We start from the raw sequence: 21,929 nt of genomic DNA on the forward strand, positions 1-21,929 counted from the left end.
CCAGCCACCAGCCCCCGGTTCAGGAGCCTCGCGGCCAGTCGTCGGGCGTGTCCTCGCCGCCCTCGACGACCTCCTCGGGCTCGAGGTCGGTCCACGAGTCCTGGGGCCGATAGCCGAGTTCCAACATCGTGTTGGTGAGGTCCCAGCGCCGGTTGGGGTTGTCCGAGATCGCGTAGTAGACGCCATACGTCGTCTCGGCCTCGATCGCGCAGCGGAACACGCGCTCGGTGTCGTCCTCGCTCAGCCACATCGCCCGAAGCACGTCCTGGTCGGCCTCCAGCGGGTCCTTGGTCATCCAGCCGATGCGCAGCGAGATCACGTCGATGCCGAACTCGTCGTGGTAGAACCGGCCGATCGCCTCGCCGAACACCTTCGACACGCCATAGAGCGAGTCGGGACGGGTCGGCTGGGACGCATAGACCGGCCACTCCTCATAGCGGTCATACATGCCCATGGCGTGGTTGGAGGAGGCGAACACGACCCGGCGTACGCCCGCCTCCCGCGCCGCGTCGAGCACATTGCGGTAGCCGATGATGTTGGCCTCGAGGACGTCCTCCCACGACGACTCGGGCGATGCCGAGCCGGCCAGGTGGAGCACTGTATCGACGCCGTCCATCAGCTCGCCGACCTCGTCGCGGTCCGTGAGGTCCGCGCGGCGCAGAACACGTTCCTGTTCGTCGGTGCGGGGCGTGCGCCCGTGCTGGACCACCTCGTAGTCGTCGGCGAGGCGGTCGGCCAGGACCAGCCCGATGCCGCCGGTGGCGCCGGTGATGAGAATGCGTCGTCGGGGATTCGTCATGACCCCATTCTCCGGGACCGGCCTCCGGCGCGTGGGGGCGGGCGTCGATTCGGCCGTGTCGCCAGGGCGTCAGAGCTCTGGCTCGTCGCCGAACACGAAGCGGCGACCGCTGATCCGGGTCACGTGGATGCGCACGTAGGTGGTCTTCACCTTCGCCACCCAGGGACGCAGCCCGAGGGTGTCGCAATGGTCGGCGTCGGCCTGCGACTCGACCCGTGCGGCGCGACCGGTGCAGACGACCGACCACCCCGACTCGCCCTCGTCCCAGCGGTCCACCTCGAAGGCGACGTGGTCGTTGGCGACGACCTCGAACAGCTTCGACCCCTGGGCCGTGCGGAACACGATGTCGTCACCGTCGACGACGAAGTTGACCGGGAAGATCTCCGGTTGACGGTCGATGCTGGTGGCCAGGCGACCCACCCGCTCCGACCGGAGCAGTTCCCAGCTCTCCGCGTCGTCGAGGCGGGTCACGGGGCTCTGGTCGCTGGTGGATCCGTGGTCGCTCATGGGTCCATCGTGGGAAGCCGGTCGGCCCACGTCACCCCCCACAGGGTGAGTGATGCGCCACATCGCGACGCGTCGGATAGCGTGGTCACCCCATGAGCCGCATCATCGCCGGCCGGGCACGGGGGCGACGCCTCACCATGCCGGCCCACCAGCAGACCCGACCCACGACCGACCGCGTACGCGAGGCCCTCTTCTCCGCACTCGTCGCCTGGGCGGACGGCCCAGACCGCAGCCCGGACCTGGCCCTGGAGAGCTTCTCCTTCCTCGACCTGTACGCGGGCTCCGGCGCGGTGGGCCTCGAGGCTGCCAGCCGGGGCGCGGGACCCGTGGGGCTGGTGGAGGCCGACCGGCGGACCGCCGACCTCGCACGGGCCAATGCCCAGGCACTCGGCCTGGACGCCGCGGTCCATGCCGCGAAGGTCGAGACCTTCCTGGCGACGAGCCCGGCGGGCGGCTTCGACATCGTGTGGGCCGACCCGCCCTACGACGTCGCCTCGGAGGTGGTCGACGACGTCGTCGCCGACCTGGTGGGCCGCGGCTGGCTGGCCGAGCACGGCCTGGTGGTGGTGGAGCGTTCCCGGCGCAGCGCATCTCCCCGGTGGCCCGACGTCCTGGGCGAACGCTGGGAGCGGCGCTACGGTGAGACCACGCTCCATTTCGCCCAGCCGGGTGAGCCTGACACCCCCGACGACCGCACTGAAGGGATGACCTCATGAAGGCGATCTGCCCCGGCTCGTTCGACCCCGTCACCCACGGACACCTCGACATCATCGGGAGGGCGTCCGTCCTGTTCGATGCCGTGGTGGTCGGGGTGGGGCGCAACATGGCGAAGAACGGCCTGTTCCAGCCGGACGAGCGGGTCGAGATGCTGACCGATGCCGTGGCCGAGATGGGCAACGTCGAGGTCACCCCGATCTCGGGACTCCTGGTCGACTTCTGCCGCGAGAACGACATCGAGGCGATCGTCAAGGGTCTGCGGTTCGCGTCCGATTTCGACTACGAGCTTCAGATGGCCCAGATGAACCGTAAACTCACCGGCATCGAGACCATCCTCCTCCCGACCGCCGCCCAGTGGTCCTATGTGTCGAGTACGCTGGTGCGCGAGGTCGCGGCGCTCGGGGGGGACGTGCGCGAGTTCGTGCCGGCCATGGTGGCCGAGCGCATCCGCGAGCGCGCGGCACAAGGCCGTGGCTGATCGCCACCTGCGGAGCGCAGTATTGGACATTTCTCACGAGTTCGGGCCGATCCCGGGCAGATCGGGCCCCCGCGCGCGGCATAATGGTCCTCTAAGTTGACTCCGAGCGTGAGGACCGGCATGGCCACCCGACACATGACGACGGCCGCTGTGGGCGCCGCCGCCGTGTCGACGGCCGCGGTGCTCACGATGAGTTCGTTGTCCGCTCTCCAACGGAATCCTGTCGAGTTGGGCGCGCCGGTCCAGGCGGTGCCCGGGGTGAGCGCGGCCGTGGCCCCGACCCACGACCCGCGAGTCGTCCGTCCCCAAGCGCCGCGGTGGAGTTCCACTCCCGTGGCTGCACCCGCGACGGATCCTGTGCCCCCACTTCCTCCGGCCGCGACCCCGGTGCCGGGCGTTGACCCGAGCCCCTCGGCCAGCCAGACGACTGAGTCGCCCGCGAACGTCGGGGTCCCCGACCAGGGGCCCCCATCGCAGCCTGCGACCCAGGACGGGGGAGGGTCGGATGGGGACCCTCGGTCGACAGAGAGCACTCGGACGCGCGCCGATGACAACCCGCCGGCGGCCTCCGGTGGCGACGGTGCGTCTCGCCCGACCAACCAGCCGCGTCGACCCGCACCGACCAGGGGGCCCGGCAGGCCGACCGACCGTCCATCGCGTCCGGATCACGTCCGGACCGAGCGACCTGTTCCTGTCCCGGGGAAGCCCGTCACGCAGAAGCCGGTGCCTCCGGCGCCGGCGACCACGCCCCCCCGCGTGACACCGACTCCGAAGCCCACTCCCAGCGCGACGCCGATGCCGACACCGCCCCCCAGCGCGACGCCGACTCCGAGGCCCACGCCCAGCGCGACGCCGACTCCGAGGCCCACGCCCAGCGCGACGCCGACTCCGAGGCCCACGCCCAGCCCCACACCCTGTGTGGAGAACCCGGACGACCATGACCACGGTTGGGGCAACGACCCCGACAAGTGCCGACCCGGGGGTCCTCGCCCCAGGTCCTGAGATGTCTGTCAGGCCAGCCGATAGCCCATGCCGCGCACGGTGACGAACCGCTCCGCGCCGAGCTTCTTGCGGAGATAGCGCATATAGACCTCCACCACGTTGGACCCCGGGTCGAAGTCGTAGCCCCAGACCTCCGACAACAGTTGTTCGCGGCTCAACACGGTGCCGGCGTTGCGCAGGAAGGTCTCGGCGAGCGCGAACTCGCGGGACGTCAACTCGACCTGTCGGCCGTCGACGGTCGCCCTGCGCGTACGCACGTCCAGCGAGAGCGTTCCGTGGGTGAGGACGAGCCGGTCGCGGGGCGAGTCCTGACGCAACCGCAGCCTGATGCGGGCCACCAGCTCCTCGACGCCGAACGGCTTGGCCATGTAGTCGTCGGCGCCGCCCTGGAGCCCTGCCACCGTGTCGGGAACCGACGAGCGCGCGGTGAGGATGATCACCGGCATCTGGGGCACCGCCTCACGAAGGCGCGCCAGGACGGCGAAGCCGTCCATGTCGGGGAGTCCCAGGTCGAGGACGGCCAGGTCGTGGGGGTCCGTGGTGGCGATCTCGATGGCTTTCGCCCCTGTTCCCGCCACGGTGGCGCGCATGCCATCCCGGGCCAGTCCCTTGGCGATGAAGGCGGCGATCGCCGCCTCGTCCTCGATGATCAGGATCGTCGATGACACGTCGGGACCTCCTCAGTCATGCGCCCCGCTCAGGGGCAGGTCGAGGGTGAAGGTGCTGCCCTCACCCGGGTGCGAATCCACGCGGAGTGACCCGCCATGGGCCCGCGCGATCGACGTCACGATCGTCAGGCCGAGTCCCGATCCTTCCACATCGTGGTGGATGCGCGAGAATCTCTGCGTCACTTCGTGGAGGCGGTCGGGTTCGATGCCGCGACCCTCGTCGCGGACCCACAGGAGCACGCGGTCACCGACGACCGCGCTGCCCACGGCGACCGCGGAATCGGGTTCGCTGAACTTGACCGCGTTGCGGGCCAGCTCGAGCAGGGCCTGGCTCACACGCCGTGGGTCGAGGACGGCCTCGACGTCGGCGAGGCCGTCGAGCGACCAGCGTCGATCGCCGAGCGCGGTCGCCTTGTCCAGCACCTCGTCGGTGAGCATGGCGACGTCCACGGTGACCGGCTGGACGAAGTCGGGGCGATCGGACTTCGCCAGCGTGATCAGGTCTTCCACGAGCCCCGCCATGCGGTCGATCTCCGACAGGGCCACCGCGCGGGCCTGGTCGACGTCGTCGGGGTCGGTCTCGTCCATGAGTTCGAGGTGGCCGCGCATGACGGTGAGGGGCGTACGCAGCTCATGGCTGACGTCGTCCTGGAGCTGGCGCTGGGACGCGAAGGTCGACTGGAGCCGGTCGAGCATGGCGTTCACGGTCCGTGTGAGGGCCGCCAGGTCGTCGCGCCCCCGCACGGGGATGCGGCGGGACAGGTCGCGGTCGGTGATCTCCTGCGCGGTCCGGCGTACCCATTCGATGGGCTGGAGGAGATGTCCAAGAATCAGCCAGGCCAGCAGTCCCACCAGGAGGCTGGAGCCCAGGCCGACCAGGGTGAACGTGCGGAAGTTCGCGTTGAGGCGTGTGCGCTCCGCGCCGAGGTCGACGACGGCGACCAGGGACGCGGTGCGGGCGTCACCGGGGACGCTGACGGGAACGATGATGTAGCGGTAGGTGCCGTCGGTGCCGGTCGTGGTGTCGATCAGGGCGCGGTCGCCGGGGCTGGTGACCAGCCTGACGAGTGCGGTGTTGTTCTCGGGGCGCACCCGGGTGCTGGACGGGGCGGTCAGGGTCACCACACCGTCGACGATGCCGATCTCCCCGTCGTTGGGCCCGGGAAGGACGGTCTGCATCGAGGCGCGGAGGAGGCTCGTGACGTCGGTGATCGGCTGCCCGGTGAACGGGTCGTTGCCGCGGGCCGCCAGCGCCGTCACCTCGGCGTGGCGCTGGCGCAGGTGGGCGTCGATGTCGGCATCGAGGCGCCCCCGCTCCAACGAATACGTGACCGTGCCGGCGACCAGCAGCGACAGCAGTGTCGCCAGAACGAGGGCGGCGAAGACGCGGAAGCGGAGGCTCGCGATCCACGAGGTGCTGTCCTCGTGGTTGTCCTGCGCTGGTGTCTGTGCCATGGTGCCTTCGCCATCGTGCCGGTGTGCGGCGTGGTCGGCCCTGTGTGGACCAAAGCGGTCAGCGGCCAGCATATGTCCGCCATACTGCCGTATGCGCTCGTTTGGCGTGGAGCGGGCGACGGGGGTAAGGTTGGCGGTCGGTTATGACGCGTCATGACCCCGGATGTGAAAGGGACTGTGGTGACTTCCTCGCATCGCGCCGTGGACCCCCGCTCCGGGCTGGTCCTCAACACCCACGACCTCGGTCGTGGCGCGGGCGCGATGACGACGGTGGACACAGTCGTCGACGCTCCCGAGGGCCTTGGCACGGACATGATCGGCGTACCACCCACGTCGCCCATCCACCTCGATCTTCGGCTTGAGGCGGTGGTCGAGGGAGTGCTGGTCACCGGAACCGCCGAGGTCGGCGTGGTCGGGGAGTGCGGGCGCTGTCTGGAACCCATCGAGGACGATCTCGTCATCGACATCCAGGAGCTGTTCGTCCACCCCGGGTCAGACTTCGACGATGACGACGCCAGCCGCATGGAGGGCGAGTTCATCGACCTCGAGCCCCTCGTGCGCGACGAAGTGGTGCTGGAGATGCCGTTGCAGCCGCTGTGCCGGGACGACTGCGAGGGACTGTGCCCCACCTGTGGGGCCAACCTCAACGACGACCCCGGTCATGGTCACGGTGACGCGGTCGACCCACGCTGGGGAGACCTCGCCGACTGGGGCGACCCGAAGGCCTGACCAGCACCATCGCAGGACCAGAGCACGAACACGCGTACGACCTCGGCGGCCGACCGGCCGGCGACTCACGACAGGAGAGACCAGTGGCAGTTCCCAAGCGGAAGATGTCCCGTAGCAACACCCGCCATCGCCGCTCGCAGTGGAAGATGGCCGCGCCGACCCTCGTGACCTGCGCCAACCCGGCCTGCCGCGAGAAGCACCTGCCCCACACCGCCTGCGCCGCCTGCGGCCAGTACGGCCCGCGCACCGCGCGTCGCCAGGTCCTCGAGTCCTGAGCCGTCGCCGCGGCGTGACCGAAGGGTCCACGACTCCCGAGACCGTCGGTGACGGTTTCGAAGAGGTCTGCGCGAAGCTGGGGGTCCCCGTGGACCCCCAGCTTTTCGTGCTTGCCCTCACCCACCGGTCGTACGCGTACGAGAACGGTGGCCTGCCGACGAACGAGCGCCTCGAGTTCCTCGGCGACTCGGTGCTCGGCATCGTGGTGACCGACCACCTCTACACCACCCACCCCGACCTTTCCGAAGGCGAGCTCGCCAAGCTGCGGGCCGCGGTGGTGAACGCCCGCGCCCTCGCCAAGGTCGCGCGAGGCCTCGCCGTGGGCCGGCTCATCCGTCTCGGGCGCGGCGAGGTCACCACCGGCGGTCACGACAAGTCGTCGATCCTCGCCGACACCATGGAGGCCCTGATCGGGGCCACCTATCTGACCCACGGGATCGACGGGGCGCGGGTCCTCGTGCACCACCTCTTCGACCCCCTCATGGACGAGGCCGCCCAGCTGGGCGCGGGCCTCGATTGGAAGACGTCCCTGCAGGAGCTCGCGGCCAACGCCGGCCTCGGGGCGCCCCGCTATGAGGTGACCGAGTCCGGTCCCGACCACGACAAGCGGTTCGAGGCGATGGCGGTCGTGGGTGACCTGAGGTTCGGCCCCGGGCGCGGCCGCAACAAGAAGCAGGCCGAGCAGGAGGCCGCCGGCCTCGGGTTCGCCGAGCTGCAGAAGATCACCGAGTCCGCGAACGTGGGGGCCGCGACTGATCCGGCGACCTCGGGCGCTCCCTCGGCGCCCCGGGCCTGACATGCCGGAGCTGCCCGAGGTCGAGGTGGTCCGCGCGGGCCTGGCCCGCCACCTGACCGGGCGGCGGCTCACGCGGGTCGACGTCCTCCACCCGCGCCCCGTCCGCCGCCATCTGGCCGGCCCCGACGACTTCGCGGCCACCCTGGTCGGGCGCACGTTCGCCGAGCCACGGCGTCGGGGGAAATATCTCTGGCTGCCGTTCGACGACGGCGACGCGCTCCTGGTCCACCTCGGCATGAGCGGCCAGTTCCGCACCGCGTCGACCGCGGCGCCCGACGTGCGCAACACGCGTGTCCGCTTCGCCTTCGACGACGGGGGTGACGAGGTGCGCTTCGTCGACCAGCGCATGTTCGGGGGCCTCTCGCTGGCCCGCGACGGCGCGACGCTGCCGAGCGAGATCGCCCACATCGCCCTCGACCCGTTCGACCCGGCGTACGACGTGGGGGCGGTGGCGCGGCGCCTGCGCGCCAAGCGGACCGGGGTCAAGCGCGCGCTGCTCGACCAGACGCTGGTCTCCGGCATCGGCAACATCTACGCCGACGAGGCGCTGTGGCGATCCCGGCTCCACTACGCGCGGCCCGCGGATGCCCTCACCCAGAAGGCGGCCGTCGGCCTGCTGGGGGAGGCGTACGCCGTCATGGCGGCCGCGCTCGCCGAGGGCGGGACGTCCTTCGACGCGCTCTATGTGAACGTCAACGGCGAATCGGGCTACTTCGATCGGGCGCTGCATGCGTACGGCCGCGAGGGCGAGCCGTGCGAGCGCTGTGGAACGGCGATGCGACGCGAGGCCTTCATGAACCGCTCGTCGTTCCTGTGCCCGACGTGCCAGCGCCCGCCCCGCCCGCGTACGCGGCCCCCGCATCGTTCGGAAATGCCCACCGGGACGGCTAGGGTGGGCGAATCGTGAAAAGAGTCACCCACTTCGTCTTCGTGCGGCATCGCCACAACTGGCTGCAATTCCTGCGGTTCGGGGCCGTGGGTGGGTCCGGCGTCCTCGTGAACCAGCTCGTGCTGATCATCCTGAAGAAGCTCATCGACGGCGACTATCGCGCGGTGGCCTTCCCCATCCCGTTCACGGCCTTCAACGTCCGCTGGTTCGTGGTGTTCACCGTCGTGGCGTTCCTCGTCGCCAACACGTGGAACTTCCAGTTGAACCGCACGTGGACCTTCAAGTCGGGCAAGCACGCGGGGTGGTGGCGCGAGTTCCTCCCGTTCCTCGCGGTCGGCTCGGTCGCGCTGGTGGTCGGCCAGGTCATCATCCAGTTGTTGCTGTGGCACGGGTCGCCGGTCGAGCTGGCCGACCTGGTGCCGGCGCTCGACGACTCGACGGGGCTGCGGACGGCGCTCTATTGGGCGAACCTCATCCAGATCGTGCTCACCATGCCGATCAACTTCATCGTGAACAAGCTGTGGACGTTCCGCGCCGTGCGGGGGCGGAAGGCCCGTCCCACCTCCGAGCTGCCGATGGTGGCGCCCGTGGTCGCACCGGAGGTCGTCGACGAGGAGGGCAACCCCCTGCCCGCGGGGCAGGACGCGGCGGCGGAAGCTCGCCCCGGACCGGGTGATCGGACGGGCTGACCGGTGTATCTGAAGAGCCTGACGCTGCGCGGCTTCAAGTCCTTCGCCTCGGCCACCACCCTCAACTTCGAGCCGGGCATCACCTGCGTCGTGGGGCCCAACGGCTCCGGCAAGTCCAACGTCGTCGACGCGCTCTCGTGGGTGATGGGCGCCCAGGCCGCGAAGTCGCTGCGCGGCGGCAAGATGGAAGATGTGATCTTTGCCGGCACCTCCGGCCGAGCCCCGCTCGGACGGGCCGAGGTCGCGCTGACGATCGACAACTCCGACGGGGCGTTGCCGATCGACTATTCCGAGGTCACGATCGCCCGGACCATGTTCCGCAACGGGGGCTCGGAATACCAGATCAACGGCAACAACGCGCGCCTGCTCGACGTCCAGGAACTGTTGTCCGACTCCGGCATCGGGCGCGAGATGCACGTCATCGTCGGCCAGGGCCAGCTCGACTCGATCCTGCAGGCGACGCCCGAGGGCCGTCGCGGGTTCATCGAGGAGGCTGCGGGGGTCCTGAAGCACCGGCGCCGCAAGGAGAAGGCGCTGCGCAAGCTCGAGTCCACCGAGGGCAACCTCAACCGACTCAGTGACCTGATCGCGGAGATCCGGCGCCAGTTGAAGCCGCTCGGTCGCCAGGCCGAGGTGGCCCGCCGCGCAGCGGTGATCCAGGCCGAAGTGCGCGACGCCCGCGCCCGCCTGCTGGCCGACGACCTCGTCCAGGCCACCCTCGCCCTTGAGTCCGACCTCGCCGACGAGCAGGCGCTGCGGGCCCGGCGTACGGCCGTGGAGGAGGCGCTGGCGCAGGCCCGCGCGACCGAGGCGGAGGCCGAGGAGGCCGTCCGCGAGGGGCTCCCGGCCCTCCAGCGGGCCCAGGAGACCTGGTATTCGCTGTCCTCCCTGCGCGAGCGCGTCGCCTCGACCGCGTCGATCGCGAGCGAGCGCGTACGCAATGCCGCGAACCAGCCCACCGAGGACCGGCAGGGCCGCGACCCGGCGATGATGGAGAAGGAGGCCGACGAGGTCGGCCGGCAGGAGGCGGCGCTCCGCGAGGAGGCCGCCCAGCGCGAGGTGGCGCTGGCCGAGGCCACGCGCGCGCGCAACGAGCTCGAACTCGCCCATGCCGCCGAGGAGAAGCGCCTCAACGCACAGCTGCGGGCCATCGCCGACCGGCGCGAGGGCCTCGCCCGGCTCCGTGGCCAGGTCGACTCCATGGCGTCGCGCACCGAGGCGGTCGTCGCGGAGATCACGCGACTGGAGCAGTCGCGCGACGCCGCCCGCGAGCGCGCCCAACGGGCCACACGGGAGTTCACGGCGCTCGAGTCGCGCGTGGCCGGGCTGGACGCCGGAGAGCTCGACCTCGACTCGGAGCACGACGACGCCGCCGAGCTGCTCGAGGCCATCGAGCGGGAGGTCCGCGACCTCCAGAAACAGGAACAGACGGCCCGTCAGGACCGCGCCGCCGCCGCCGCGCGGCTCGACGCGCTGCGGTTGGGGCTGGAACGCAAGGACGCGTCGGCGGCCCTGCTGGCGGCGGGCGACCGCGTGGGCGGACTCCTGGGCTCGGTCGCCGCGCTCGTCAGCGTCGAGCCGGGCTTCGAGGCCGCTGTGTCGGCGGCGTTCGGTTCCGCCGCGGACGCCGTGGCCGCGTCGGACGTCGACGCCGCGGTGGGCGCGTTCGACCTGTTGAAGTCCGAAGACCTGGGCCGCGCCGGCATCCTGATGCACGGGGCCGTCACCGACGGCGAGGTGTGGCCGCGCCTGCCCGAGTGGGCCCGCTACGCGGCCGACGTGGTGACGTGCGACGACGCCCTGCGGGCCGCGGTGGTGCGCGTCCTGCGCAAGATCGCGATCGTCGACGACCTTCCGGCCGCCCGCCGGCTCGTGGGGGACCTTCCCGACGTCACCGCGGTCACGCGTGACGGCGACATCCTCTCGGCGTGGTTCGCGTCCGGCGGCTCCGGCAACAAACAGTCCCTGATCGAGGTGCAGGCCGCAGTCGACGAGGCCGAGAAGCGACTGGTGGACGCCGACCACACCGTCGAACGCGTGCGGTTCTCGCTCGAGGAGGTCGGGGCCCGGCTGGCGGACGCCGAGGGCCGCGTCGAGGTCGCGCTCGCCCGCCTGCACGAGTCGGACGCCGCCATGGCCGCGCTGGCCGAGGAGCTCGGCCAGCTGCAGTCCACCGCGCGGCAGGCCTCGGGCGAGGCCGAGCGACTCACGAAGTCGATCGCCCAGGCCCATGAAGGCCGCGACGCCGACGCCGCCAAGCTGGCCGACCTCGAAGAGCGCCTCGCGAACGCCTCGGCGCAGGAGATCGACGAGGACGTCGACCCGAGCGAGCGCGACCGCCTGGGCGAACAGGCCCGCCGGGCCCGCCAGGGCGAGATGGACGCGCGACTGGCGCTGCGAACGGTGGAGGAGCGCGTACGCGGCCTCTCGGGCCGCGCCGACGCGCTGCGCCGCGCCGCCCAGAACGAGCGCCAGGCCCGGGAACGCGCCGAGGCTCGCCGCCTGCAGCTGCAGCGGGAGGCCGAGATCGCCCGCGCGGTGAAGCAGGCGGCGGATTGGCTCGTCGTCCGGGTCGAGGCCTCCCGCGACGCGGCTGAGGTCGAGCGGAGGGCGGCCGAGACGGCCCGGGCCGAGGCCGAGCAGGTGCTGTCGGGCGCGCGTCAGCGTTCCCGCGAGCTCGCGGGCGAGTTGCAGCAGTTGGTCGACACCGTGCATCGCGACGAGATCGCGCGCGCCCAGCAGCGCATGAGGGTCGACAACCTCGCAGAGAAGGCCATGGAAGAGCTCGGGCTCGAGGCCGAGGCCCTGATGGAGGAGTTCGGACCCGAGGTCGCGGTGCCGGTGCTCACCCGCCCCGACGGGACGGCGCTCACCGCCGACGACGAGGTGCCCGACCCGGTGCCGTTCGTGCGGGCCGAGCAGGAGAAGCGCCTGCGTCGCGCCGAGAAGAGCCTGCAGGTCCTGGGGCGGGTGAACCCGCTCGCGCTCGAGGAGTTCGACGCGATGCAGGAGCGCCACCAGTTCCTGTCGGAGCAGCTGAACGACCTCAACAAGACGCGACGCGACCTCGCCGACATCATCACCGAGGTCGACAACCGGGTCGAGCAGGTGTTCGCGGAGGCGTACGCCGATGTCGAGCAGGCGTTCGAGAAGGTGTTCGCCACGCTGTTCCCCGGCGGAGAGGGACGCCTGGTGCTCACCGATCCCGGCCAGTGGTTGACCACCGGGGTCGACGTGGAGGCCCGGCCGGCCGGCAAGAAGGTCAAGCGCCTGTCGTTGCTGTCGGGGGGCGAGCGGTCACTGGTGGCGGTCGCCTTCCTCGTCTCGCTGTTCATCGCGCGACCGAGCCCGTTCTACATCCTCGACGAGGTCGAGGCGGCCCTCGACGACACCAACCTGGGTCGGCTGCTGGAGATCTATGAGCAGCTCCGTGAGAACTCCCAGCTGCTGGTGATCACCCACCAGAAGCGCACGATGGAGATCGCGGACGCGCTCTACGGAGTGACGATGCGTGGCGACGGGGTGTCGACGGTCATCTCGCAGAGACTGCGCGACTGAGCCCCGCGGCGGAGCGCTGTTAGGGGATCGTGACCCTGTCCGGCTTGGGTCACACGAGTCACAGGTGTCACACTGGTGGTGCCCGCCGCGTGGTCGACGGCGGCACCTTCCCCGGTCAAGACCCTCTGAAAGGCACTTCCCCATGGGCTCGATCATCTTCGCCATGCTTCTCGTCGTCGTTGTCGGCACCTTCGTCATCGCCGCGGTGGCGATGGGCATGCGCGGCAAGGGCAAACACCAGCACCCACGGATGGCCGACTCGTTCGCCCGCGCCGCCATGGCGCTCAACGGCGACGGCGAGACGCCCGACGTGTTCGACCGCCTCGTGCGCACCGCGCGCTGACGCGCGGTCCGTCCTCAGGGCTCGACCGGCTCCAGCACGAACAGCGGGATCAGCCGCTCGGTCTTGGTGGCGTAGTCGGCGTAGGGCGGGAATGCCGCCACACACCGCTCCCACCACTCCGCGCGCTCGTCGCCCGCCAGCTCGCGGGCGCGGACGGCCTGCGTCTGGGCGCCGTCCATCAGGTCGAGCACGGGGTTCTTCTTGAGGTTGGCGTACCACTTGGGGTGCTCGGGCGCGCCGCCCTGGCTGGCGACGGCGGCGTACGAGCCGTCGTGCTCGACCCGCATCAGCGGGACCTTGCGGACCTTGCCGGACACGCCGAGCATGGTCAGCAGGACCACCTTGAGGCCCTGCATGGACACCGCGTCGGTGGTGCCGGCCTCCTCGATGGCCTCGACCTGCTCGCGGACCCAGTCCGACGTGCTGGGGACATATTCTCCGATGATGGGCATGCCCCCAGCCTAGGCAGCGGCCCAGGAGATCTTCCGTGCGCCCCTAGGATGGGCGCGTGGATCCGACAACCCTCTATCTCCTGATCGCCCTCGTCGCCGCCGTCCTGGTGGTCGGGGTCGGCGCGGTCGTCGTCCGTCAGCGTCGCCGAACCCTCGAGCGCGGGCGCACCGGCGAGCTCCCCACGACCGACGAGATCGGCCGCGAGCGGGAGCCCGCGCCGGGTGCCGGCGGCACCACGACCCTCGAGCGTCCCGAGGCCGCCCGGACGCGCCTGCAGCGGCTCCGTGCCCGTCTCGCGGGCCAGAACAATCCGCTCTCGCGCGGCCTGCTGGGCCTCATCTCCGGGGGCACGATCGATGACGACACCTGGGACGACTTCGAGGCCACGCTCATCCAGTCCGACCTGGGCGTCGGCCCGACCACCGAGCTGGTCGACCGGCTGCGTACGCGGTTCGCGGTCGACGGGGTCAACGAGCCCGAGGCCGCCCGCACGATCCTCCGCGAGGAGCTGCTCGCGCTGGTCGACCCCTCGCTCGATCGAGCGCTGAATCTCGACCGCGAGGGCGACCACCCCGCCGTCGTGCTCGTCGTCGGCGTGAACGGCACCGGCAAGACCACCACGGTCGGCAAGCTGGCGCGCGTGCTGGTCGCCGAGGACAAGGACGTGCTGCTCGGCGCCGCCGACACCTTCCGCGCCGCCGCCGCGGACCAGCTCGAGACCTGGGGCGGACGCGTCGGCGTCCCGACCGTGCGCGGCGCCGAGGGGGCCGACCCGGCGTCGGTCGCCTATGAGGCGGTCGCCGCGGGCGTCGAGAACGAGGTCGACGTCGTGCTCGTCGACACCGCCGGCCGTCTCCACACCAAGATCGGCCTGATGGATGAGCTGGGCAAGGTCAAGCGGGTCATCGAGAAGAAGGCCCCGGTGACCGAGGTCCTGCTCGTCATCGACGCCACCACCGGCCAGAACGGCCTCACGCAGGCCCGCATCTTCCGCGAGGTCGTCGACGTCACCGGCATCGTGCTGACCAAGCTCGACGGGTCGGCCAAGGGCGGCATCATCGTCCAGGTCCAGCGCGAGCTGGGCGTCCCGGTCAAGCTGATCGGGCTCGGTGAGGGGGCCGACGACCTCGCTCCCTTCGACGCCGAGCAGTTCGTCGACGCGCTCCTGGAGGGCTGAGTGGACCTCACCAGTCCCCGTCCTTGCCGGTGTGCTCATCGGACTCACCCTCATCGTCCCGCTGCTGCTGATCTGGGGGCCGGCCCGGCGGGGGAGTCATGCGCCGCGGTTCTCGGCCGGATCCTGGCGGTGGGGCGTACGCCCGGGCCCGGGCCGCTGGTTCGTGGTTCTGCTCGCCCAGGGCCTCGTGCCATGGTGACGGCGTTCGTGCTCGTCAACAACCAGTTCCGGCTCTTCGTGAGCACCGCCGACCTGTTCGGCAGGCCCGCGTCGGCGACGCTCGAGGAGGCCCCGGCCGGAGGAGCCGCGACAGGGGGAGCGGGAGGCGCCACCGCCGCGCCGGGGGCCGAGGGCAGGACCCTGCCGTCCGGCGCCCGCATGGTCTCCCTGGATGTCACCGGTCACGAGTCGAAGGCCCGCGGGGACGTGCTGGTGTGGTTGCCGCCCGGCTATGACGATGCCCTGGCGGGTCAGGACCTCCCGGTCCTCTATTTCATGCCGGGTCAGCCGGGCAACCCGCAGGCGATGCTGGACCAGTTCGAGATCGACCAGCGCGCGTCGGCGGCGATCCGGTCGGGCGCGGCGAAGCGTTCGTCGTCGTGCTGCCGCCCATCGCGATCGCCCCGCCACGCAGCTCCGAGTGCCTCGACGTGCCGGGCGGCCCGCAGGCCACGACCTGGCTCGTCGACGACGTCGGCCGCGCGGTCAGTGAGCGCCTTCGGGTCTCGAAGGACCGTCAGCGATGGAGCCTCAGCGGGTGGTCGACCGGCGGCTAATGCGCGGCGAACCTGCTGTTCAACCATCGCGACCGGTTCGGGGCGGCGGTCTCCATCGGGGGCTATTTCCACGCCTGGTCCGACCACACGATCGGCGACCTGTTCGGCGGCGACCCGGCGCGCAAGAAGGCGGCGGACATCCTCGGTCGACTCCGGAGTGAACAGCCCGTTCCGACGAAGCTGCTGAACATCACGTCGAAGGGCGACCCGGCGTCGTGGGGCGGCCACGGCAGCGAGGGCGACTCGGGTGCCGCGGTGGACGCTGCGGCCCGCTGGCCCGGGACGGCGAAGGTCGTCCTCGAGCGGGGCGGTCACACCCCCGACACCTACCATGAGGCGTTCTCCCAGTCCCTGGCCTGGCTCGGGCGCGTCAACGGACTGTGACCGACGAGGGAACCCGTCGGGGCGAAACCTTGTAATCTGGGAGGCCGCACCCCGTTCGAGACACCGACCGACCGCCCGACTGACCGAGGGAACACCTTGTTCGACACACTGTCCGACCGCCTCTCCGCCACGTTCAAGAACCTGCGCGGCAAGGGCAGGCTCAGCGACGCCGACATCGACGCAACCGCGCGGGAGATCCGCATCGCGCTGCTCGAGGCCGACGTCAACCTGGGCGTCGTCAAGGAGTTCATCGCCAACGTCAAGGAGCGGGCGAAGGGCGCGGAGGTCTCCGAGGCACTCAACCCGGCCCAGCAGATCATCAAGATCGTCAACGACGAGCTGATCAACATCCTGGGCGGCGACACGCGCACCGTGCGCTTCGCCAAGCGTCCGCCGACCGTGATCATGCTCGCGGGCCTCCAGGGCGCCGGCAAGACCACGCTGGCCGGAAAGCTGGCCCACTGGCTGAAGAGCGAGGGCCACTCGCCGCTCCTCGTCGCGGCCGACCTCCAGCGCCCCAACGCCGTCACCCAGCTGCAGGTCGTCGCCCAGCGCGCCGGCGTGCACTGCTTCGCTCCCGAGCCCGGAAACGGAGTGGGCGACCCCGTCCAGGTGGCGCGCGCCTCGCTGGCCGAGGCCGACCGCAAGCTCTATGACGTCGTCATCGTGGACACCGCCGGCCGCCTCGGCATCGACCAGACGCTGATGCAGCAGGCCGCCGACATCAAGGCGGCGGTGAACCCCGACGAGGTGCTCTTCGTCGTCGACGCCATGATCGGCCAGGACGCCGTCAACACGGCCCAGGCCTTCGCCGAGGGCGTCGGCTATGACGGCGTCGTCCTCACCAAGCTCGACGGCGACGCCCGCGGCGGCGCCGCCCTGTCCATCGCCCGCGTCATCGGCAGGCCCATCATGTTCGCCAGCTCCGGCGAGGGCATGAGGGACTTCGACGTCTTCCATCCCGAGCGCATGGCGTCGCGCATCCTCGGCATGGGCGACATGCTCACCCTCATCGAGCAGGCCGAAAAGACCTTCGACGAGGAGAAGTCCCGCAAGGCCGCGGCGAAGATCGCCTCCAAGGGCGGCAACGAGTTCGGCCTGGGCGACTTCCTGGAGCAGATGAAGGCCGTTCGCAAGATGGGGCCGCTGTCCAAGATCTTCGCGATGATGCCCGGCATGGGCGAGATGAAGGACCAGATCGCCAACATCGACGAGAAGGAGGTTGACCGGCTGGAGGCGATCATCCTCTCGATGACGCCCGCCGAGCGCGATGACCCCAAGGTCCTCAACGGCTCCCGCCGCGCCCGCATCGCCAAGGGTTCCGGCACCACAGTGACCGAGGTCAACCAGCTCGTCGACCGCTTCTTCGAGGCCCGCAAGATGATGTCGGCGCTCGCCAACGGCCAGATGCCGGCCGGCATGCCCGGCATGCCGGGACTCCCGGGCGGCGCCTCCAAGCGGGCAAAGACCGCCCAGAAGAAGACCGCCAAGAACAAGAAGGGCGTGTCCGGCAACCCGGCCCGGCGTACGCAGACCCCGGCCGAGGCCGAGGCTCCGGCGGCCAACCCGATGGACGCCTTCGGGGGCGGCTTCGACCCGGCGGCGCTGCAGGGCGGGTCGGCCCAGGACTTCCAGCTGCCGCCCGAGCTGCAGAAGATGTTCAAGAACCAGAAGTGAGCTGACGTGCCCCAGGTGGTCGCCGAGGCGTACGTGCCCGTCCCGCCCGAGGTCGCGTACGCGGTCTCCCAGACCACCGGCGACGTGCGCCTGCGCTGGGACGGGTTCATCCGGCGCCAGCACTTCCTCGACGGCGCCACCGCGCCGGCCGTCGGCGTCCGCACCAAGACGCACGCAAGGCTCGGTCCGTCCATGATCACCCGCTGTGTCGCGTGGCGCCCCCCGACCAGCGTCGGCATGACCATGGAGGGCGGCCCGTGGTTCTTCGCGAGCTTCGGCGGGGGCTGGCGGTTCACGCCGGACGGCGACGGGACGCGGGCGGTCTGGAAATACACCTACACGATCAGGCCGGCGTGGTTGCGGCCCGTCGCCGAACCGATCGGGCAGTGGCTGCTGGGCCGCGAGATCCGGGCGCGGCTGGCGGGATTCGTGCAAGGGTGCGCCCGACCCGGTGGTGCTGGCGGCCGTGACGCCGCGGGCCACGACCGACCCGACCTAGGCCGGAGCGGTGTCAGCACTGCTTCGCCTTCGCCGGCTCAGGCGGCCGCGGCCACCCCGTTCGAGGGTGTCGCCCCGCCGCCCAGTCGATGACGTCGACGTCGCCGGGCTCATAGGTCACCCTCGCGCAGTTCTTCTTGAGCACCTCCTCGCCGACGCGGTTCCCGGTGCGGCGGTCGATGACGCGGCGCCAGATCTCGTTGCGGCGGAAATAGCCCTCGGGTGAGCGGATGAACTGCTCATCGCGCGCGAACACCTTGTAGGAGTGGGCCATCTCGGCGTCGGCGCGCAGTCCACCCTCGAGATAGCGGTTCCCGACACCCACGAAGATCTGGAACGTCGTGTCGGTGTCGTTGCGGACGATCAGGTCCACATAGTTGTAGACGATCGAGCAGCCCACGCCCCACGGGAGCACGCGGCCCTTGTCGGGGAACGGGTCGAACGAGTGCTCCGAGCGCGCGGTCACGGTCAGGGGGGAATGGAGGAACATCCAGTGCAGCAGGTTCGCCAGCTGGCAGATCCCGCCGCCGACGCCCGAGATCGCGCGGCCGTTCGACAGGCGCATGCCTTCGACATAGCCCTTCGCCCGCGTGCATTCGCCCACGGTCTTGTTGAACGAGAACGTCTCGCCCGGGCGAATGAGGATGCGATCGACCTCGGCGACCGCCAGGCGCAGGTTCTGGCGCAGCTGGTGGGCGCGGACGGCCAGCGGGTACAGCGCGGGGATGCGCTGGGTCAGGCGGGGCGGCGCGACCGCGCGGAGCGGCGGGACGAATCCTTCGGGCGGCGGCACGAGGCGCATGATCGACATCTCCTTGGGGGGTGGGGACTGCGTACACCCCACTCGATTCCACCCGGAGGGGTTTTGTTCCCGGGCTCGCGACTCTCCGCGCGGCGCCTCCGGGTGCGTGTGAGGATGACGTCATGGGTTTCCACAGCCACGGGCCGGGCCACCTCCACTCCCACGCCCAGCCGCACCGCCAGATCGACACCCGTACGCCGGCTCCGGCGCTGCACCTGCACGGCGTGGTGCTGCCCGAGGCCGAGCCCGTCGACCTGTGGGTCGTCGACGGCCACGTCACGTTCACCCAGGTCGCGGGCGCCGAGACCCTCTGCCGCGACGCCTGGATCCTGCCCGGCATGGTCGACGCCCACTGCCACATCGGCCTCGACGCCGACGGCGCGGTGCCGCGCGAGCAGGCTGAGGAACAGGCCCTCGACGAGCGCGCGGCAGGGACCCTGCTGGTGCGGGACGCCGGGTCGCCGTCGGACACCCGCTGGATCGACGAGCGCGAGGACCTGCCGCGCGTCGTGCGGGCGGGCCGCCACATCGCACGGCCGAAGCGCTACATCCGCAACTACGCCGACGAGGTCGAGCCCGAGGGGCTGGTGGAGTCGGTCGAGCGGCAGGTCGCGGCGGGTGATGGCTGGGTCAAGCTCGTCGGCGACTGGATCGACCGGGGTTTGGGCGACCTGAAGCCGTTGTGGCCGGCGCCGGTCGTCGCCGACGCGATCGCCCGGGCCCACGATCTCGGCGCGAAGGTCACCGCCCACCACTTCGGTGAAGAGGGCCTCGACGACCTGCTGGATGCGGGCATCGACGGCATCGAGCACGGCACCGGGTTGACGGACACGACCATCCAGCGCATGGCCGACGACCAGGTGTCGCTGGTTCCCACGCTGGTCAACCTCGAGAACTTCCCCGACATCGCGGCCTCGGGCGAGGCGAAGTTCCCCGCGTACGCCGCCCACATGCGTGACCTGTACGCCCGGCGCCGCGAGACGTTCGGCAAGGCGTACGAGGCGGGCGTCCCGATCTATGCGGGGACCGACGCCGGGGGAGCGCTGCCGCACGGCCTGATCGGGCAGGAGGTGCAGCTGCTCGCCGAGATCGGCGGCGCGGAGTTCGCCCTCGGCGCCGCATCGTGGCGTGCGCGCAACTGGCTGGGCTTCGCCGGCCTCGACGAGGGTGCCCCGGCCGACCTCGTGGTCTTCGATCGCGACCCCCGCTCCGACATCGCGGTGGTGCGTACGCCGGTCCGCGTCGTGCTGCGGGGACGAGTCGTGGCGTGAGTTAAGAGAAAAGCCTAAAGGATGCAAGATTCAGGTTTCTGACTTAATGTGGGCGAATGAAGGATTCCCCCGCGTACGCCGTCATCGACGCCGACCAGCGCGGTTCGCGACGCGGCGCCGACCGGGTGGGCGCGGCCCTCACCGCGCTCGCAGCCATCGGCGGTCTCACGCTCCCCTTCGAGCGGACCGCGGGGGACGAGGTCCAGGCGCTCGCGCATGACCCCGAGGCGATCGTCTCCGCCGTGACGGCGCTGACGCGCCTCGACCTCGACCTGCCGCCGGGGACGGCGCCCGGCTGGCGCATCGGCATCGGGATCGGACCGGTCGACGATCTCGCCGGCATCAACTCGACCCGCGAGGCACGCGGCCCCGCGTACCTGGCGGCGCGCGAGGCCGTCGAACGGGCAGGGTCTGCGCCCACGCGCCTCGCCCTCGACGGCGTGGGGTCTGACCTCGCCCACGCGGAGTCCGCCCTGGTGGTCCTGCGGGCCCTCCTGGAGCGACGTACGGCCAAGGGGTGGGAGGTCGTCGACGCGATGGCCGGGAGCGGTGACCAGAAGCAGTCGGAGGTGGCGGCTACGCTCGGCAGGTCCGAGTCGGCCGTCAGTCAGCGGCTCGACCGGGCGCTGTGGCGCGAGGTGCGCCACGCCGAGGCGTTGGCGCGCCACCACCTCGGGCTGGCGATGGGGGAGGGGAGTGGCGGGTGATCACGGTCTGGGGTGTGGTGCTGCCGGTCATCGACGCGGCGATCGTCACCGTGTTCGGCCTGCTCGTCACATGGCTGGGTGATCCTGTGGTGCGGCGCATCTTCCATCTCGCGGGCGACGTGCCGTCGGCCGCCGAGGTGGCGGCCAGCCGCGCGGCGCAGGATGCGGCGGCGGACGCCGAGGCCCGCGCCGCGGTCGAGGCGGCCGGGGTCATGGCCGGCGCCGACCTCGGTGAGTTCGCCGTCCTGGAGGCCGACCGCCCCGCGGCGGTGCCGGGCCAGACCCAGGTCGAGGCCGCCGGGGCGAAGCTCCGCGGCGGCAAGGTGATCGGATGGCTCGAGCGCATCGCGGTGTATGCCTGCATCCTCGCCGCCTTCCCGATGGGCATCGCGGCGATCGTGGCCGTCAAGGGCCTCGCGCGCTATCCCGACCTCAAGGGTTCCGACGGCACCGCCGAACGGTTCATCCTGGGCACCTTCGCGAGCATCCTCGTGGCCGCCGCCGGCGCGGGGTTGGCGTACTGGTTGGTGCGGATCGCCTGACGCGCGAGGCCGGCGAGTCGCAGCGACGCAGGTTCGCGTTGCCCGGGGATCCGTGGCAGAATGGCCGCTGCTTCTGTGCCCGGTGGTGCCCTCTCTACGCCGCGGGGCGCGGATCCATCCGAGCCGAGGCGGCCGATGCCCCACATCGACGCCGACCGCTCACCCGATACCCCCCGAACCGTTCGGGGACATCCCAAGGAGAACCCACACACGTGGCTGTCAAGATTCGTCTGAAGCGCATGGGCGCCATCCGCACCCCGCACTACCGCATCGTCGTCATGGACTCGCGCACCAAGCGTGACGGCCGTGCGATCGAGGAGATCGGCAAATACCACCCGAAGAACGACCCGTCGTTCATCGAGGTCAACTCCGAGCGCGCGCAGTACTGGCTGTCCGTCGGCGCCCAGCCGACCGAGGCCGTCGTCGCCATCCTGAAGCGCTCCGGCGACTGGCAGGCGTTCACGGGCGACAAGACCCCGTCCGGCATCGAGCCGCAGAAGCAGAAGGCCGACAAGACCGAGCGCTTCAACAAGGCCCTCGCCGACACCAAGGACGAGCCGACCGTCGAGGCCTTCTCGAAGAAGAAGGCCTCCGAGGGCGACAAGCCCGAGGCGAAGGCCGACGACGCCGAGCTCGAGGCCAAGGCCGACGAGGAGACCTCGTCCGACGAGGCCAAGTCCGACGACGCCGCGGCTGACGAGGCCAAGGCCGACGCGAAGTCCGACGAGGCCTGATC

26 protein-coding genes are annotated in these 21,929 nt (G+C 70.9%); 18 read left to right on the forward strand and 8 right to left on the reverse strand.

Annotation, left to right across the window (positions count from 1 at the left end):
* Nucleotides 1-19: 19 nt before the first annotated feature.
* Nucleotides 20-799, reverse strand: coding sequence for an NAD-dependent epimerase/dehydratase family protein (locus ACYVAG_RS05715; protein WP_460767720.1), 780 nt, complete (start codon nt 797-799; stop codon nt 20-22).
* Between the two features lie 69 nt (nt 800-868).
* Nucleotides 869-1,306 carry a pyridoxamine 5'-phosphate oxidase family protein gene (locus tag ACYVAG_RS05720; protein ID WP_460767723.1) on the reverse strand — a complete coding sequence of 146 codons (438 nt, stop codon included), beginning with the start codon at nt 1,304-1,306 and terminating at the stop codon, nt 869-871.
* 92 nt (nt 1,307-1,398) lie between these two features.
* On the opposite strand from ACYVAG_RS05720, the gene rsmD reads away from it, so the two are divergent.
* On the forward strand, nt 1,399-2,022 hold the full coding sequence (rsmD, locus tag ACYVAG_RS05725) for a 16S rRNA (guanine(966)-N(2))-methyltransferase RsmD (RefSeq protein WP_460767726.1): 624 nt from the start codon (nt 1,399-1,401) through the stop codon (nt 2,020-2,022).
* Nucleotides 2,019-2,501, forward strand: coding sequence for a pantetheine-phosphate adenylyltransferase (gene coaD / locus ACYVAG_RS05730; RefSeq protein ID WP_460767729.1), 483 nt, complete (start codon nt 2,019-2,021; stop codon nt 2,499-2,501). Before rsmD ends, coaD begins: the two co-directional genes overlap by 4 nt.
* 665 nt (nt 2,502-3,166) lie before the next feature.
* Here the strand turns inward: coaD and ACYVAG_RS05735 are convergent.
* From ACYVAG_RS05735 to ACYVAG_RS05745, 3 genes are all read right to left on the reverse strand, one after another.
* A complete protein-coding gene (locus ACYVAG_RS05735; RefSeq protein ID WP_460767732.1) occupies nt 3,167-3,400 on the reverse strand; it encodes a hypothetical protein in 234 nt (77 codons plus the stop codon).
* A gap of 111 nt (nt 3,401-3,511) precedes the next feature.
* Nucleotides 3,512-4,171: a response regulator transcription factor gene (locus tag ACYVAG_RS05740; RefSeq protein ID WP_460767735.1), complete on the reverse strand. Its 660-nt coding sequence runs from the start codon at nt 4,169-4,171 to the stop codon at nt 3,512-3,514.
* Between the two features lie 12 nt (nt 4,172-4,183).
* Nucleotides 4,184-5,626 carry a sensor histidine kinase gene (locus ACYVAG_RS05745; protein ID WP_460767739.1) on the reverse strand — a complete coding sequence of 481 codons (1,443 nt, stop codon included), beginning with the start codon at nt 5,624-5,626 and terminating at the stop codon, nt 4,184-4,186.
* 180 nt (nt 5,627-5,806) lie between these two features.
* On the opposite strand from ACYVAG_RS05745, the gene ACYVAG_RS05750 reads away from it, so the two are divergent.
* From ACYVAG_RS05750 to ACYVAG_RS05780, 7 genes are all read left to right on the forward strand, one after another.
* A complete protein-coding gene (locus ACYVAG_RS05750) occupies nt 5,807-6,355 on the forward strand; it encodes a YceD family protein (protein ID WP_460767742.1) in 549 nt (182 codons plus the stop codon).
* An 83-nt stretch (nt 6,356-6,438) separates the two neighbouring features.
* Nucleotides 6,439-6,630: a 50S ribosomal protein L32 gene (rpmF, locus tag ACYVAG_RS05755; protein WP_460767746.1), complete on the forward strand. Its 192-nt coding sequence runs from the start codon at nt 6,439-6,441 to the stop codon at nt 6,628-6,630.
* A gap of 14 nt (nt 6,631-6,644) precedes the next feature.
* Complete coding sequence (gene rnc / locus ACYVAG_RS05760; RefSeq protein WP_460767749.1) at nt 6,645-7,427, forward strand: ribonuclease III; 783 nt, start codon at nt 6,645-6,647, stop codon at nt 7,425-7,427.
* Nucleotide 7,428: 1 nt separating this feature from the next.
* Nucleotides 7,429-8,334 carry a bifunctional DNA-formamidopyrimidine glycosylase/DNA-(apurinic or apyrimidinic site) lyase gene (mutM, locus tag ACYVAG_RS05765; protein ID WP_460767752.1) on the forward strand — a complete coding sequence of 302 codons (906 nt, stop codon included), beginning with the start codon at nt 7,429-7,431 and terminating at the stop codon, nt 8,332-8,334.
* Nucleotides 8,331-9,005: a GtrA family protein gene (locus ACYVAG_RS05770; protein WP_460767755.1), complete on the forward strand. Its 675-nt coding sequence runs from the start codon at nt 8,331-8,333 to the stop codon at nt 9,003-9,005. The genes mutM and ACYVAG_RS05770 overlap by 4 nt, the downstream gene beginning before the upstream one ends.
* A 3-nt stretch (nt 9,006-9,008) precedes the next feature.
* Nucleotides 9,009-12,563, forward strand: a complete 3,555-nt coding sequence (gene smc, locus ACYVAG_RS05775; protein ID WP_460767758.1) for a chromosome segregation protein SMC — start codon at nt 9,009-9,011, stop codon at nt 12,561-12,563.
* A 142-nt stretch (nt 12,564-12,705) separates the two neighbouring features.
* On the forward strand, nt 12,706-12,906 hold the full coding sequence (locus ACYVAG_RS05780) for a hypothetical protein (RefSeq protein ID WP_460767762.1): 201 nt from the start codon (nt 12,706-12,708) through the stop codon (nt 12,904-12,906).
* A 14-nt stretch (nt 12,907-12,920) separates the two neighbouring features.
* Here the strand turns inward: ACYVAG_RS05780 and ACYVAG_RS05785 are convergent, their stop codons facing one another.
* The gene (locus tag ACYVAG_RS05785; protein WP_460767765.1) at nt 12,921-13,358 is read right to left on the reverse strand and encodes a nitroreductase family deazaflavin-dependent oxidoreductase; all 438 of its coding nucleotides are present in this window, start codon (nt 13,356-13,358) and stop codon (nt 12,921-12,923) included.
* Between the two features lie 56 nt (nt 13,359-13,414).
* Between ACYVAG_RS05785 and ftsY the strand changes: the two genes are divergently transcribed.
* On the forward strand, nt 13,415-14,536 hold the full coding sequence (gene ftsY / locus ACYVAG_RS05790) for a signal recognition particle-docking protein FtsY (protein ID WP_460767768.1): 1,122 nt from the start codon (nt 13,415-13,417) through the stop codon (nt 14,534-14,536).
* 31 nt (nt 14,537-14,567) lie between these two features.
* Entirely contained in the window at nt 14,568-14,735 is a 168-nt protein-coding gene (locus ACYVAG_RS05795) for a hypothetical protein (protein WP_460767771.1), read from the forward strand.
* 304 nt (nt 14,736-15,039) lie between these two features.
* Here the strand turns inward: ACYVAG_RS05795 and ACYVAG_RS05800 are convergent, their stop codons facing one another.
* Nucleotides 15,040-15,540 (reverse strand): hypothetical protein, encoded by a 501-nt coding sequence (locus ACYVAG_RS05800; RefSeq protein ID WP_460767774.1) that lies wholly within the window; start codon nt 15,538-15,540, stop codon nt 15,040-15,042.
* 27 nt (nt 15,541-15,567) lie between these two features.
* On the opposite strand from ACYVAG_RS05800, the gene ACYVAG_RS05805 reads away from it, so the two are divergent.
* From ACYVAG_RS05805 to ACYVAG_RS05815, 3 genes are all read left to right on the forward strand, one after another.
* Nucleotides 15,568-15,696 carry a hypothetical protein gene (locus ACYVAG_RS05805; RefSeq protein ID WP_460767777.1) on the forward strand — a complete coding sequence of 43 codons (129 nt, stop codon included), beginning with the start codon at nt 15,568-15,570 and terminating at the stop codon, nt 15,694-15,696.
* Nucleotides 15,697-15,792: 96 nt separating this feature from the next.
* The gene (gene ffh, locus ACYVAG_RS05810) at nt 15,793-17,373 is read left to right on the forward strand and encodes a signal recognition particle protein (protein WP_460767780.1); all 1,581 of its coding nucleotides are present in this window, start codon (nt 15,793-15,795) and stop codon (nt 17,371-17,373) included.
* Nucleotides 17,374-17,379: 6 nt separating this feature from the next.
* The gene (locus tag ACYVAG_RS05815; RefSeq protein ID WP_460767783.1) at nt 17,380-17,964 is read left to right on the forward strand and encodes an SRPBCC family protein; all 585 of its coding nucleotides are present in this window, start codon (nt 17,380-17,382) and stop codon (nt 17,962-17,964) included.
* On the opposite strand, the gene ACYVAG_RS05820 is transcribed toward ACYVAG_RS05815, so the two are convergent.
* Nucleotides 17,885-18,682, reverse strand: coding sequence for a VanW family protein (locus ACYVAG_RS05820; RefSeq protein WP_460767786.1), 798 nt, complete (start codon nt 18,680-18,682; stop codon nt 17,885-17,887). The genes ACYVAG_RS05815 and ACYVAG_RS05820 overlap by 80 nt on opposite strands.
* 113 nt (nt 18,683-18,795) lie before the next feature.
* Between ACYVAG_RS05820 and ACYVAG_RS05825 the strand changes: the two genes are divergently transcribed.
* From ACYVAG_RS05825 to rpsP, 4 genes are all read left to right on the forward strand, one after another.
* The gene (locus ACYVAG_RS05825; protein WP_460767789.1) at nt 18,796-19,944 is read left to right on the forward strand and encodes an amidohydrolase family protein; all 1,149 of its coding nucleotides are present in this window, start codon (nt 18,796-18,798) and stop codon (nt 19,942-19,944) included.
* Nucleotides 19,945-20,000: 56 nt separating this feature from the next.
* A complete protein-coding gene (locus ACYVAG_RS05830; RefSeq protein ID WP_460767792.1) occupies nt 20,001-20,651 on the forward strand; it encodes a hypothetical protein in 651 nt (216 codons plus the stop codon).
* Nucleotides 20,648-21,193, forward strand: a complete 546-nt coding sequence (locus ACYVAG_RS05835) for a hypothetical protein (RefSeq protein WP_460767795.1) — start codon at nt 20,648-20,650, stop codon at nt 21,191-21,193. The genes ACYVAG_RS05830 and ACYVAG_RS05835 overlap by 4 nt, the downstream gene beginning before the upstream one ends.
* Nucleotides 21,194-21,405: 212 nt before the next feature.
* Entirely contained in the window at nt 21,406-21,927 is a 522-nt protein-coding gene (rpsP, locus tag ACYVAG_RS05840; protein ID WP_460767798.1) for a 30S ribosomal protein S16, read from the forward strand.
* The last annotated feature ends 2 nt before the right edge of the window (nt 21,928-21,929 follow it).

The sequence above is a fragment of the Mariniluteicoccus flavus genome (genome assembly GCF_054776655.1).

Bases quoted from the DNA above. Each gene is read 5' to 3' on its own strand.
- ACYVAG_RS05715 (WP_460767720.1), bottom strand. From the start codon at position 799: ATGACGAATCCCCGACGACGCATTCTCATCACCGGCGCCACCGGCGGC.
- ACYVAG_RS05720 (WP_460767723.1), bottom strand. From the start codon at position 1,306: ATGAGCGACCACGGATCCACCAGCGACCAGAGCCCCGTGACCCGCCTC.
- rsmD (WP_460767726.1), top strand. From the start codon at position 1,399: ATGAGCCGCATCATCGCCGGCCGGGCACGGGGGCGACGCCTCACCATG.
- coaD (WP_460767729.1), top strand. From the start codon at position 2,019: ATGAAGGCGATCTGCCCCGGCTCGTTCGACCCCGTCACCCACGGACAC.
- ACYVAG_RS05745 (WP_460767739.1), bottom strand. From the start codon at position 5,626: ATGGCACAGACACCAGCGCAGGACAACCACGAGGACAGCACCTCGTGG.
- mutM (WP_460767752.1), top strand. From the start codon at position 7,429: ATGCCGGAGCTGCCCGAGGTCGAGGTGGTCCGCGCGGGCCTGGCCCGC.
- ACYVAG_RS05780 (WP_460767762.1), top strand. From the start codon at position 12,706: ATGGGCTCGATCATCTTCGCCATGCTTCTCGTCGTCGTTGTCGGCACC.
- ACYVAG_RS05785 (WP_460767765.1), bottom strand. From the start codon at position 13,358: ATGCCCATCATCGGAGAATATGTCCCCAGCACGTCGGACTGGGTCCGC.
- ACYVAG_RS05820 (WP_460767786.1), bottom strand. From the start codon at position 18,682: ATGTCGATCATGCGCCTCGTGCCGCCGCCCGAAGGATTCGTCCCGCCG.
- ACYVAG_RS05825 (WP_460767789.1), top strand. From the start codon at position 18,796: ATGGGTTTCCACAGCCACGGGCCGGGCCACCTCCACTCCCACGCCCAG.
- ACYVAG_RS05830 (WP_460767792.1), top strand. From the start codon at position 20,001: ATGAAGGATTCCCCCGCGTACGCCGTCATCGACGCCGACCAGCGCGGT.